Source organism: Escherichia sp. UTM R2 (genome assembly GCF_048593455.1).
GTDB classification, from domain to species: domain Bacteria; phylum Pseudomonadota; class Gammaproteobacteria; order Enterobacterales; family Enterobacteriaceae; genus Escherichia; species Escherichia coli.
Genome location: NZ_JBFWDY010000002.1, coordinates 894940 through 908341 on the forward strand (window position 1 = coordinate 894940; position 13402 = coordinate 908341).

The 13402-nt window shown below is 51.5% G+C and carries 12 protein-coding genes; 7 read left to right on the forward strand and 5 right to left on the reverse strand.

From position 1 onward, the window contains the following. Positions 1-5: 5 nt before the first annotated feature. Positions 6-1037 (reverse strand): HTH-type transcriptional regulator GalR, encoded by a 1032-nt coding sequence (gene galR, locus AB4H76_RS05185; protein ID WP_000201064.1) that lies wholly within the window; start codon positions 1035-1037, stop codon positions 6-8. Positions 1038-1622: 585 nt separating this feature from the next. On the opposite strand from galR, the gene aas reads away from it, so the two are divergent. Then, complete coding sequence (gene aas / locus AB4H76_RS05190; RefSeq protein ID WP_000899041.1) at positions 1623-3782, forward strand: bifunctional acyl-ACP--phospholipid O-acyltransferase/long-chain-fatty-acid--ACP ligase; 2160 nt, start codon at positions 1623-1625, stop codon at positions 3780-3782. Next, entirely contained in the window at positions 3775-4968 is a 1194-nt protein-coding gene (gene lplT, locus AB4H76_RS05195; RefSeq protein WP_077492745.1) for a lysophospholipid transporter LplT, read from the forward strand. The genes aas and lplT overlap by 8 nt, the downstream gene beginning before the upstream one ends. Positions 4969-4999: 31 nt before the next feature. Here lplT and AB4H76_RS05200 read toward each other — a convergent pair whose 3' ends face one another. The 4 genes from AB4H76_RS05200 to mutH form a co-directional block, all read right to left on the reverse strand. Continuing rightward, complete coding sequence (locus tag AB4H76_RS05200) at positions 5000-6040, reverse strand: NADP(H)-dependent aldo-keto reductase (protein WP_001199284.1); 1041 nt, start codon at positions 6038-6040, stop codon at positions 5000-5002. A gap of 107 nt (positions 6041-6147) precedes the next feature. Next, positions 6148-6366, reverse strand: a complete 219-nt coding sequence (gene ygdR / locus AB4H76_RS05205; protein ID WP_000758655.1) for a lipoprotein YgdR — start codon at positions 6364-6366, stop codon at positions 6148-6150. Between the two features lie 138 nt (positions 6367-6504). Then, positions 6505-7218 (reverse strand): TerC family protein, encoded by a 714-nt coding sequence (locus tag AB4H76_RS05210; RefSeq protein WP_000895624.1) that lies wholly within the window; start codon positions 7216-7218, stop codon positions 6505-6507. 68 nt (positions 7219-7286) lie between these two features. Then, positions 7287-7976, reverse strand: a complete 690-nt coding sequence (gene mutH / locus AB4H76_RS05215; protein ID WP_000082201.1) for a DNA mismatch repair endonuclease MutH — start codon at positions 7974-7976, stop codon at positions 7287-7289. A 185-nt stretch (positions 7977-8161) separates the two neighbouring features. Here mutH and ygdT point away from each other — a divergent pair, with 185 nt between their 5' ends. From ygdT to thyA, 5 genes are all read left to right on the forward strand, one after another. Further along, positions 8162-8308, forward strand: a complete 147-nt coding sequence (gene ygdT / locus AB4H76_RS05220; RefSeq protein ID WP_000953278.1) for a protein YgdT — start codon at positions 8162-8164, stop codon at positions 8306-8308. A gap of 352 nt (positions 8309-8660) precedes the next feature. Beyond that, on the forward strand, positions 8661-9191 hold the full coding sequence (gene rppH / locus AB4H76_RS05225) for an RNA pyrophosphohydrolase (RefSeq protein WP_000564489.1): 531 nt from the start codon (positions 8661-8663) through the stop codon (positions 9189-9191). A 12-nt stretch (positions 9192-9203) separates the two neighbouring features. After that, positions 9204-11450, forward strand: a complete 2247-nt coding sequence (gene ptsP / locus AB4H76_RS05230; RefSeq protein WP_000957914.1) for a phosphoenolpyruvate--protein phosphotransferase — start codon at positions 9204-9206, stop codon at positions 11448-11450. A 150-nt stretch (positions 11451-11600) separates the two neighbouring features. After that, positions 11601-12476, forward strand: coding sequence for a prolipoprotein diacylglyceryl transferase (gene lgt, locus AB4H76_RS05235; protein ID WP_000204658.1), 876 nt, complete (start codon positions 11601-11603; stop codon positions 12474-12476). 6 nt (positions 12477-12482) lie between these two features. Beyond that, positions 12483-13277: a thymidylate synthase gene (thyA, locus tag AB4H76_RS05240; RefSeq protein ID WP_000816241.1), complete on the forward strand. Its 795-nt coding sequence runs from the start codon at positions 12483-12485 to the stop codon at positions 13275-13277. Positions 13278-13402 lie beyond the last annotated feature (125 nt).

Sequence of the window (13402 nt, forward strand, 5' to 3'; positions counted from 1 at the left end):
TGCGGTTAGTCGCTGGTTGCATGATGACTGGCCTCCAGCGACGGAGTTGACACTGAATGGCGACGTACCAGCGTCGGACTAAATACATTAGTAATTTCCGGGAGAGGGCGATTATCCGCCAGCGCCAAAGCCAGTTCGGCAGCCTGGGTCGCCATCGTCACGATTGGATAACGCACGGTAGTCAGGCGCGGTCGCACATAGCGTGACACCAGCACATCATCAAAGCCAATTAACGAAATCTCACCTGGTACATCAATACCATTATCATTGAGCACGCCCATCGCACCCGCCGCCATTGAATCGTTATAACAGGCTACCGCAGTGAAATTTCTTCCTCGTCCCAAAAGCTCGGTCATTGCCTGTTCGCCGCCGCTTTCGTCTGGTTCGCCAAATGTCACGAGCCGGTCATTGGCCGGAATACCACTTTCAGCAAGGGCATCGTAATACCCTTGCAGACGATCTTCGGCGTCAGAAATAGAGTGGTTAGAGCACAGATAACCAATGCGGGTATGACCTTGCTGAATTAAATGACGCGTTGCCAGCCAGGCACCGTAACGATCGTCCAGAGCAATACAACGGTTTTCAAAGCCAGGCAGGATACGGTTGATCAGCACCATACCGGGCATTTGTTTCATTAATGAGGCTAAATCAGCATCTGGGATCATTTTGGCATGGACGACCAACGCAGCACAGCGATGGCGGATCAGTTGCTCAATAGCCTGACGCTCTTTTTGTTCGTTGTGGTAACCGTTGCCAATCAATAAGAAATTACCGGTGTGATAAGCCACCTGTTCGACCGCTTTCACCATTGCACCGAAAAACGGATCGGAAACATCACCAACGACCAGACCGACCGTTTCAGTGGTCTGCTGCGCCAGCGCACGGGCGTTGGCGTTCGGGTGATAGCTAAGAGACTCCATTGCACTATGCACAGCCAGCCGGGACGCTTCGCTGGCTTTGGGTGAATTATTAATGACGCGGGAAACGGTGGCGACTGAAACGCCTGCCAGTCGGGCTACATCCTTTATGGTCGCCATGAAAATACCTTAGTGGGTAAACGCTTACATTCTTTCAGTGTTACGGAAAACGCCCGTTGGTTCAAGGGGCGGCGTGTTTTCATCGTGGGAATGTGAGCCAAACGCAAATAAGTAAGACAAAAAAAGAGATTGCAAACCTTTGGTTACACTTTGCGAAACGCTGTTGCGATTGACCGCTGGTGGCGTTTGGCTTCAGGTTGCTAAAGTGGTGATCCCAGAGGTATTGATAGGTGAAGTCAACTTCGGGTTGAGCACATGAATTACACCAGCCTGCGCAGATGCGCAGGTTTTTTTTTGCCGGTCATCAAACTGTAACAGTAACCGACAATTTACACACCTCGTTGCATTTCCCTTCATTCCTTTGCGTTTTCTCGCTGGCGAAGAGTCGTCGTGCAGACCACAATCAAGATCCCAGAGGTATTGATTGGTGAGATTATTCGGTACGCTCTTCGTACCCTGTCTCTTGCACCAACCTGCGCGGATGCGCAGGTTTTTTTTCGCACCTAATTTACTGTCGCTCGCGTTCTTTATCTCGTGTAATCTCCCTCCATTCGCTTTTACTGAATCAGAGCAAAGGGAGTTGGAATGCTTTTTAGCTTTTTTCGAAATTTGTGCCGTGTTTTGTATCGCGTTCGCGTTACGGGTGACACCCAGGCACTGAAGGGCGAGCGCGTTCTAATCACGCCTAATCACGTCTCTTTTATTGATGGCATACTGCTGGCATTGTTTTTACCCGTACGTCCGGTATTTGCCGTTTACACCTCAATAAGCCAACAGTGGTATATGCGTTGGCTGAAATCATTTATCGACTTTGTTCCTCTCGACCCGACGCAACCTATGGCTATTAAACATCTGGTACGTCTGGTGGAACAGGGCCGACCAGTGGTGATTTTCCCTGAAGGACGCATCACCACTACAGGCTCGCTGATGAAAATCTACGATGGCGCGGGTTTTGTCGCGGCGAAGTCTGGTGCAACGGTTATTCCTGTGCGTATTGAAGGGGCGGAACTTACGCACTTCAGCCGCCTGAAAGGTCTGGTTAAACGTCGCTTGTTCCCGCAAATTACTCTGCATATTTTGCCACCAACGCAGGTGGAGATGCCGGATGCGCCGCGTGCCCGTGACCGTCGCAAAATCGCTGGCGAAATGCTGCATCAAATAATGATGGAAGCGCGAATGGCGGTGCGCCCGCGTGAAACGCTGTACGAATCTTTACTGAGTGCAATGTACCGCTTCGGAGCCGGGAAGAAATGTGTCGAAGACGTCAATTTTACCCCAGACTCCTATCGCAAATTGCTTACGAAAACGCTGTTTGTTGGACGCATCCTTGAAAAATACAGTGTTGAAGGCGAACGCATCGGCTTAATGCTGCCCAATGCAGGCATCAGTGCGGCAGTGATTTTTGGGGCCATCGCCCGTCGCCGCATTCCCGCAATGATGAACTACACTGCTGGGGTAAAGGGGCTGACCAGTGCTATTACGGCGGCTGAAATCAAAACCATCTTCACTTCCCGCCAGTTTCTCGATAAAGGCAAACTCTGGCATCTGCCGGAGCAACTTACTCAGGTGCGCTGGGTCTATCTGGAAGATTTAAAAGCAGATGTCACCACTGCCGACAAAGTATGGATCTTCGCTCATTTGCTGATGCCGCGTCTGGCACAGGTTAAACAGCAGCCGGAAGAAGAGGCGCTGATCCTTTTTACCTCCGGTTCTGAAGGCCATCCGAAAGGCGTCGTCCATAGCCATAAAAGCATTCTGGCGAATGTCGAGCAGATTAAAACGATTGCCGACTTCACCACCAACGATCGCTTTATGTCGGCGTTACCGCTGTTTCACTCCTTTGGGCTGACGGTAGGCCTGTTTACGCCACTGCTCACAGGTGCAGAAGTGTTTCTTTATCCAAGCCCGCTGCATTACCGTATTGTGCCGGAGTTGGTGTATGACCGCAGTTGCACCGTGTTGTTCGGTACCTCGACTTTCCTCGGTCACTACGCGCGTTTCGCCAACCCGTATGACTTCTATCGTCTACGCTATGTGGTGGCAGGCGCAGAAAAACTACAAGAAAGTACCAAACAGCTTTGGCAGGATAAATTTGGCCTGCGCATCCTTGAAGGCTACGGTGTGACCGAATGCGCGCCTGTCGTTTCTATCAACGTACCGATGGCGGCGAAACCCGGTACGGTAGGGCGTATTCTACCAGGAATGGATGCGCGCCTGTTGTCGGTCCCTGGTATCGAAGAGGGCGGACGCCTGCAACTGAAAGGGCCGAACATAATGAACGGCTATCTGCGGGTGGAGAAGCCAGGTGTACTGGAAGTGCCCACCGCCGAGAATGTTCGCGGCGAAATGGAGCGCGGCTGGTATGACACTGGCGATATTGTGCGTTTTGACGAGCAGGGCTTTGTGCAGATTCAGGGCCGCGCAAAACGCTTTGCCAAAATTGCAGGCGAAATGGTGTCGCTGGAAATGGTGGAACAACTGGCACTTGGTGTTTCGCCAGATAAAGTCCATGCCACTGCGATTAAGAGCGATGCCAGCAAAGGCGAGGCACTGGTGCTTTTCACCACAGATAACGAACTGACGCGCGATAAGTTGCAACAGTATGCCCGCGAGCACGGCGTGCCGGAGCTTGCTGTACCGCGCGATATTCGCTATCTGAAACAGATGCCATTACTTGGCAGCGGCAAACCTGACTTTGTCACGTTGAAAAGCTGGGTAGACGAAGCGGAACAACACGATGAGTGAGTCAGTGCACACTAACACTTCGTTGTGGTCGAAGGGGATGAAAGCGGTTATCGTGGCGCAGTTTCTCTCTGCGTTTGGCGATAACGCGCTACTGTTTGCCACTCTGGCGTTACTGAAAGCGCAGTTCTATCCGGAGTGGAGCCAGCCCATCCTGCAAATGGTGTTTGTAGGTGCTTACATTCTTTTTGCGCCGTTTGTCGGGCAGGTGGCGGATAGCTTCGCCAAAGGCCGGGTGATGATGTTTACCAACGGCCTGAAGCTGCTGGGCGCAGCCAGTATCTGCTTTGGTATCAATCCGTTTCTCGGCTATACGCTGGTGGGTGTTGGTGCTGCAGCCTATTCACCGGCGAAATACGGTATTCTCGGCGAATTAACCACGGGTAGTAAGTTAGTAAAAGCTAACGGTTTAATGGAAGCTTCTACCATAGCGGCGATTTTACTCGGTTCCGTAGCCGGTGGTGTGCTGGCTGACTGGCATGTCCTCGTCGCCCTGGCCGCATGCGCACTGGCCTACGGTGGTGCGGTCGTTGCCAATATCTACATTCCCAAACTGGCGGCGGCGCGTCCGGGGCAGTCCTGGAATCTCATCAACATGACCCGCAGTTTCCTGAATGCCTGCACCTCGCTATGGCGCAATGGTGAAACGCGTTTTTCGCTGGTGGGCACCAGTTTATTCTGGGGAGCGGGTGTCACGCTGCGTTTCCTGTTGGTGCTGTGGGTACCGGTGGCGCTGGGCATTACCGATAACGCTACGCCGACCTATCTCAACGCGATGGTAGCGATTGGTATCGTGGTTGGCGCAGGTGCGGCAGCGAAGCTGGTTACGCTGGAAACCGTGTCACGCTGTATGCCAGCCGGGATTTTGATTGGCGTGGTGGTACTGATTTTCTCCCTGCAACACGAGCTGCTGCCAGCCTATGCCTTGTTGATGCTGATTGGCGTGTTGGGGGGCTTTTTTGTCGTTCCGCTCAATGCGTTGCTACAGGAGCGGGGTAAAAAAAGCGTCGGGGCGGGGAATGCGATTGCAGTACAAAACCTTGGCGAAAACAGCGCCATGTTGTTGATGCTGGGCATTTACTCGCTGGCGGTAATGATAGGCATCCCGGTCGTGCCCATTGGCATTGGCTTCGGTGCGCTGTTTGCGCTGGCAATAACGGCGCTGTGGATCTGGCAGCGCCGTCATTAATATTTAACGCCGGTTTTAACCGGCGTTAATCTTATGGTGCCGGATAAGTATAAACCTGATGCACCGCTTCAATTTCAGCTAATACGTCTTCGCTTAACTCCAGATGCAAACTTTCGATGTTAGTTTTCAGCTGATCCATCGTGGTTGCGCCCAGCAGAGTGCTGGCAACAAACGGTTGACGGCGTACAAACGCGAGCGCCATCTGAGCAGGGTCCAGGCCATGACGTCTGGCGATATCAACATACGCCGCGACGGCTTTTTGCGTTTGCTCACCGCTATAGCGGGTGAACCGACTAAAGAGCGTATTACGTGCGCCAGCGGGTTTTGCACCATTGAGATATTTCCCGGTCAGCGTGCCGAAACCCAGGCACGAATAGGCCAGCAGTTCGACCCCTTCATACTGGCTGACTTCTGCCAGACCTACTTCAAAACTGCGGTTTAACAGACTGTAAGGGTTCTGAATGGTGACAATACGCGGCAGATCGTGTTTGTCCGCCAGATGCAGGTAGCGCATTACGCCAAATGCAGTTTCGTTCGACACGCCGATATAACGAATTTTTCCCGCGCGTTGGTACTCTGCCAGTGCGTCCAGCGTATCCAGCAGCGAAACCGCAGGCGCAGAATCCGTCCAGCTATAACCGAGTTTGCCGAAGCAGTTGGTCGGGCGCTGCGGCCAGTGCACCTGATAAAGATCGAGGTAATCAGTGTGTAGGCGCTTGAGGCTGTCATGCAACGCTTCGCGGATATTCTTCCGGTCCAGCGCCTGATCCGGGCGGATGCCCTTGTCATTATTGCGCGACGGTCCGCTCACTTTGGAGGCGATAATTAACTTTTCGCGGCTGCCATGTTTCGCCAGCCAGTTGCCGACGTAGGTTTCGGTTAACCCTTGCGTTTCGGGGCGCGGAGGTACTGGGTACATTTCGGCAACGTCGATAAGGTTAATGCCCTGAGCAACGGCATAGTCGAGTTGTGCGTGGGCGTCGGCTTCGCTGTTCTGTTCACCAAACGTCATCGTGCCAAGCCCCAGCGTGCTGACTTCCAGCGAACTGTGGGGTATACGGTGATATTGCATAGCCGTTTCCTTTTTATAATCACGACATAAGGAATATAAAAATGGCAGAGGGAAGGGAAAAGGGAAAGAGAAAAATCTTAAGGCCAGCCGGATGCTGACCTTATTTGTTAACGTTCAATAATTTGCGAAACATCATCACGGTTAATTTGCATCGCGTTACCTTGCTGATCGTGATAACTCACCAGCCCGGTATCATCATCAATTTCAGGTTTTCCATCGGTCAAAATCATACGGCCATCTTTGGTCGCCATGACGTAATCACTGGAACACCCGGAAACAGCAAACGCCAGTCCGACTGCAGAAATTATTACTGCCCATTTTTTCATCCGGTTATCCTCGATTTGGCCCACCTATGATAATAGTCTGTTTATAAACCGACGTTATATATCTTGAAAGCAGGAAAATCTTAAACTGTGAGGGTAACAGGAGTGAGTACGCCCTCCCGCAGAAGAGCGTACGGAGTATCAGAGCGGGTTCTTTTTGTTGCGAATCAGGTTGAGGCTTTCAACCGCAATAGAGAAGAACATCGCGAAGTAGATGTAACCTTTCGGTACGTGGATGTCGAAACTTTCCAGAATCAGGGTAAAGCCGACCAGAATCAGGAAAGAGAGCGCCAGCATTTTTACCGAAGGATGGCGTTCGACAAAATCACCAATCGAGCGCGCGGCGAACATCATCACGCCTACGGCAATCACCACGGCGGCCATCATAATAAACAGGTGATCTGACAGACCCACAGCGGTAATCACCGAGTCGAGGCTGAAGATAATATCCAGCAGCATAATCTGCACGATAGCGCCGAGGAATGATGAAACGCGTGTTTTCAGCCCTTCTTCTTCACCTTCAATGGATTCGTGGATTTCCTTGCTGGCTTTCCAGATAAGGAACAAGCCACCCAGAAGCAGAATCAAATCACGGGCGGAAATTTCCTGACTGAATATTGTAAAAAGCGGATTCGTCAGGCGCGTAACCCAGGCGATTGATGCCAGCAGCGCCAGACGCATAACCATGGCTCCCGCCAACCCCAGACGGCGCGCATGAGCACGTTGTGCTGTGGGGAGCTTTGCCACCACCAGAGAAAGGAAAATAATATTGTCGATCCCAAGAACGATCTCCAGCAGCGTCAGCGTACCGAGCGCAAGCCAGGCGTTAGGATCGGTTATCCATGCAAATAACATCTAAAAAGCCCTGCCAAAAAAATGAAGCGGTAATTATATGCCCGGAAAGCGGCAGGTCAAAGCGATGGCTACTGGATCAGAAAATGACGGGCCAGTAGCGCACTGGTGAAATTCTTCTTCAAATAAAAGCCGCGTGGCAGCGTCAGAATCCGTTCGCCCCGGGCACCAATGGCTTCGGTAAGCGCTTTCGCATTCGCTGCTTTCGGTCGTATCTGTAAATACTCCCCGTGACGAGCGGTAATCCGCTCAACCTGACCGAGAACAATCATATCCATTAATTCTTCCCAGTCTTCGCGTAGCTGCCGGTCTTCCTCTTCATTCGGGCTCCACAGCAACGGTGATCCAACGCGACGCTGCGCCAGCGGGATGCTGCGCTCGCCTTCAACCGGTATCCACAGTACGCGTTTGAGTTTGTGGCGCACGTGGCTGGTTTCCCAGGTCACCCCGCTATTGCCCGTTAACGGGGCAACACAAACGAATGTTGTTTCCAGCGGACGACCAAGACTATCCACAGGGATAGTTTTAAGTTCCACGCCCAGAGCAGCAAAATCTTGCTCAGGTTTACTCCCTGCGCTGGCACCTAGCCAGATCTCCAGTAACACGCCAATCCAGCCTTTATCGCGTTTTAAATTCTCTGGCGTAACCAGCCCGACAAGTGCCGCCAGTTCTCCCAATGTATAACCAGAAAGTTGCTGTGCTTGCGCTAACAACTGTTCTTCAGTTTCGGGAGGAGAGAGCAGTGGGCGAGGTTGGGACATGTCATGATACCTTGGTTAAAAAACAAACAGCAATTATGTGCCGAATATTCGCAGTGTAACTTTTTCCACATGCGTTGTTCAATTCTCTGATTTATATTGCTTTTTAGGTTGCCGGTAATCGAGTTGCGCAACACTGCAACGGGTTTTCCAAATCTGGTCACTGAAAATAAACAGGATCTTACACCATGTTATCCACAGAAAGCTGGGATAACTGTGAAAAACCTCCACTACTGTTTCCATTTACAGCCTTGACGTGCGACGAAACTCCAGTTTTTAGTGGTTCAGTGCTTAACTTAGTGGCACATTCTGTGGATAAATACGGCATTGGTTGATCTTTCGTCAACCCGTAAATGAGAGGTGTGACCTGGGTCACGAATTACTCTTTTTCATTACTCAAATTACATGTAATGCATTGACTAATAATGAATATTTTAAAATGTCTATATCGGGCTTATTCAGAATGCTCCGGGTTTTCCCGTAGTAATTCCGTAGTTCTTCACAACTCTATCCACAGAAAAGGTGAATAAAAACGGCTATCCACCCCTTCCTCTGTTTATAACTCTGCACATAACTGTGAGTTATTCAATTGTTATTAGTGTGTAATGCCCTGCAGAGAGTGGTTTACCGTCTTCCTGGAGTATGAAACAATCATTCGTATATAAAGCTTTATTTTGAGGTAGTCCGGTGATTGATGACGATGGCTACCGCCCAAACGTAGGTATCGTGATTTGTAATCGCCAGGGGCAGGTAATGTGGGCCCGGCGATTTGGTCAGCACTCCTGGCAATTTCCGCAAGGCGGAATCAACCCCGGAGAATCCGCAGAGCAGGCGATGTACCGTGAATTGTTTGAAGAAGTAGGATTAAGCCGCAAAGACGTTCGAATCCTTGCTTCAACGCGTAACTGGTTGCGCTACAAATTACCGAAACGTTTGGTGCGTTGGGACACGAAGCCGGTTTGTATCGGCCAAAAACAAAAATGGTTTCTCTTGCAGCTGGTGAGCGGCGATGCAGAAATCAATATGCAAACCAGCAGTACACCAGAGTTTGACGGCTGGCGATGGGTAAGTTACTGGTATCCGGTCAGACAGGTGGTGTCATTTAAACGTGATGTCTACCGTAGGGTAATGAAAGAGTTCGCGAGTGTGGTGATGTCACTGCAGGAAAATACGCCAAAACCACAAAACGCATCTGCTTATCGACGTAAAAGAGGTTAAGTCACGCCAATTATGCTCACTCGCCTGCGCGAAATAGTCGAAAAGGTAGCCAGCGCACCACGCCTGAATGAGGCGTTAAATATTCTGGTTACCGACATCTGTCTTGCGATGGATACCGAGGTCTGTTCGGTCTACCTGGCCGATCATGATCGACGTTGTTACTACCTGATGGCGACCCGGGGGCTGAAAAAACCACGCGGTCGCACTGTAACGCTCGCGTTTGATGAAGGGATCGTCGGCCTGGTTGGCAGGCTGGCGGAACCGATAAACCTTGCAGATGCGCAAAAGCACCCCAGCTTCAAATACATCCCCTCCGTAAAAGAAGAACGTTTCCGCGCGTTTTTAGGCGTACCAATTATTCAACGTCGCCAGTTGCTTGGTGTACTGGTGGTACAGCAACGAGAGTTGCGCCAGTATGACGAAAGTGAAGAATCCTTCCTGGTGACGCTTGCCACCCAGATGGCAGCTATTCTTTCTCAGTCGCAGTTGACTGCCTTGTTTGGGCAATATCGCCAGACGCGAATCCGCGCATTACCGGCAGCACCTGGTGTGGCGATTGCCGAAGGCTGGCAGGATGCCACGTTACCTTTAATGGAACAGGTGTATCAGGCATCAACGCTGGATCCGGCTCTGGAACGCGAACGACTGACCGGGGCGCTGGAAGAAGCGGCAAACGAGTTTCGCCGCTACAGCAAACGCTTTGCCGCCGGTGCACAAAAAGAAACGGCGGCTATTTTCGATCTTTACTCGCACCTGCTTTCGGACACCCGGCTGCGTCGCGAATTGTTTGCCGAGGTTGATAAAGGCTCGGTGGCAGAGTGGGCGGTAAAAACGGTCATTGAAAAATTTGCCGAACAGTTTGCCGCGCTAAGCGATAACTATCTCAAAGAGCGGGCTGGCGATTTACGTGCGCTGGGTCAGCGATTGCTGTTTCATCTTGATGACGCTAATCAAGGGCCGAACGCCTGGCCGGAACGTTTCATTCTGGTGGCAGATGAACTGTCAGCGACAACTCTTGCTGAGCTGCCCCAGGATCGCTTAGTCGGTGTTGTCGTGCGAGATGGCGCAGCCAACTCCCATGCTGCGATCATGGTACGTGCGCTGGGGATCCCTACCGTGATGGGCGCGGATATTCAGCCTTCGGTGCTGCATCGTAGGACGCTGATCGTTGATGGCTATCGCGGTGAATTGCTGGTCGATCCGGAGCCGGTACTGCTGCAAGAATATCAGCGGCTAATTAGTGAAGAGATTGAGCTTAGCCGTCTGGCGGAAGATGACGTCAATTTACCCGCGCAGTTAAAAAGCGGTGAGCGTATAAAAGTCATGCTCAATGCTGGTTTAAGCCCGGAACATGAAGAAAAACTGGGCAGCCGTATTGATGGCATCGGTCTTTATCGCACTGAAATCCCATTCATGCTGCAAAGTGGTTTCCCGTCGGAAGAAGAACAGGTGGCGCAGTATCAGGGGATGCTGCAAATGTTCAATGATAAACCCGTCACCTTGCGTACGCTGGATGTCGGAGCAGATAAGCAGCTGCCTTACATGCCGATCAGCGAAGAGAATCCATGCCTGGGTTGGCGTGGGATTCGCATTACGCTCGATCAGCCGGAGATCTTCTTGATCCAGGTGCGGGCGATGCTGCGTGCTAATGCCGCTACGGGCAACCTGAATATTCTGTTGCCGATGGTCACAAGCCTCGATGAAGTTGATGAAGCACGCCGCCTGATTGAACGTGCCGGACGTGAAGTCGAGGAGATGATCGGTTACGAAATTCCCAAACCACGTATCGGCATCATGCTGGAAGTGCCGTCAATGGTATTTATGCTGCCGCATCTGGCAAAGCGGGTCGATTTCATCTCTGTTGGCACCAACGATCTGACTCAATACATTCTGGCCGTTGATCGCAACAATACCCGGGTGGCGAACATTTATGACAGTCTTCATCCTGCAATGTTACGAGCTCTGGCGATGATCGCCCGGGAAGCGGAAATACATGGAATCGATCTCCGTTTGTGCGGTGAAATGGCGGGCGATCCCATGTGCGTGGCAATCCTCATTGGGCTTGGGTATCGCCATCTGTCTATGAACGGACGTTCTGTAGCGCGGGTAAAATACCTGCTGCGGCGCATTGATTATGCCGAAGCAGAAAATCTTGCGCAGCGTAGTCTGGAAGCGCAACTGGCGACCGAAGTTCGCCATCAGGTTGCAGCCTTTATGGAGCGTCGCGGCATGGGCGGGCTGATTCGCGGAGGGTTATAGCGCGGATCATATACATATCTTTTAACGGTATCCGGCAACCAGCCAGGTCCCCTTGTGCTATTATTCGCACCTTTGGAGCGCCTGAAACCTGCGGCGCGCATTTCAATCGCTGTTCTCTTTCAGCGAAATAACAAGAACTTGTGGTGACAGATGACCAGTAGCTATCTGCATTTTCCGGAGTTTGATCCGGTCATTTTCTCAATAGGACCCGTGGCGCTTCACTGGTACGGCCTGATGTATCTGGTGGGTTTCATTTTTGCAATGTGGCTGGCAACACGACGGGCGAATCGTCCGGGCAGCGGCTGGACCAAAAATGAAGTTGAAAACTTACTCTATGCGGGCTTCCTCGGCGTCTTCCTCGGGGGACGTATTGGTTATGTTCTGTTCTACAATTTCCCGCAGTTTATGGCCGATCCGCTGTATCTGTTCCGTGTCTGGGACGGCGGCATGTCTTTCCACGGCGGCCTGATTGGCGTTATCGTGGTGATGATTATCTTCGCCCGCCGTACTAAACGTTCCTTCTTCCAGGTCTCTGATTTTATCGCACCACTCATTCCGTTTGGTCTTGGTGCCGGGCGTCTGGGCAACTTTATTAACGGTGAATTGTGGGGCCGCGTTGACCCGAACTTCCCGTTTGCCATGCTGTTCCCTGGCTCCCGAACAGAAGATATTTTGCTGCTGCAAACCAACCCGCAGTGGCAATCCATTTTCGATACTTACGGTGTGCTGCCGCGCCACCCATCACAGCTTTACGAGCTGTTGCTGGAAGGTGTAGTGCTGTTTATTATCCTCAACCTGTATATTCGTAAACCGCGCCCAATGGGAGCTGTCTCAGGTTTGTTCCTGATTGGTTACGGCGCGTTTCGCATCATTGTTGAGTTTTTCCGCCAGCCCGACGCGCAGTTTACTGGTGCCTGGGTGCAGTACATCAGCATGGGACAAATTCTTTCCATCCCGATGATTGTCGCGGGTGTGATCATGATGGTCTGGGCATATCGTCGCAGCCCACAGCAACACGTTTCCTGAGGAACCATGAAACAGTATTTAGAACTGATGCAAAAAGTGCTCGACGAAGGCACACAGAAAAACGACCGTACCGGAACCGGAACGCTTTCCATTTTTGGTCATCAGATGCGTTTTAACCTGCAGGATGGATTCCCGCTGGTGACAACCAAACGTTGCCACCTGCGTTCCATCATCCACGAACTGCTGTGGTTCCTGCAGGGCAATACTAACATTGCTTATCTACACGAAAACAATGTCACCATCTGGGACGAATGGGCCGATGAAAATGGCGACCTCGGGCCAGTGTATGGTAAACAGTGGCGCGCCTGGCCAACGCCAGATGGTCGTCATATTGACCAGATTACTACGGTACTGAACCAGCTGAAAAACGACCCGGATTCGCGCCGCATTATTGTTTCAGCGTGGAACGTAGGCGAACTGGATAAAATGGCGCTGGCACCGTGCCATGCATTCTTCCAGTTCTATGTGGCAGACGGCAAACTCTCTTGCCAGCTTTATCAGCGCTCCTGTGACGTCTTCCTCGGCCTGCCGTTCAACATTGCCAGCTACGCGTTATTGGTGCATATGATGGCGCAGCAGTGCGATCTGGAAGTGGGTGATTTTGTCTGGACCGGTGGCGACACGCATCTGTACAGCAACCATATGGATCAAACTCATCTGCAATTAAGCCGCGAACCGCGTCCGCTGCCGAAGTTGATTATCAAACGTAAACCCGAATCCATCTTCGACTACCGTTTCGAAGACTTTGAGATTGAAGGCTACGATCCGCATCCGGGCATTAAAGCGCCGGTGGCTATCTAATTACGAAACATCCTGCCAGAGCCGACGCCAGTGTGCGTCGGTTTTTTTTACCCTCCGTTAAATTCTTCGAGACGCCTTCCCGAAATTTTGCAACGTCCTGCAACGGCGTAAATAGTCCGGAAGAT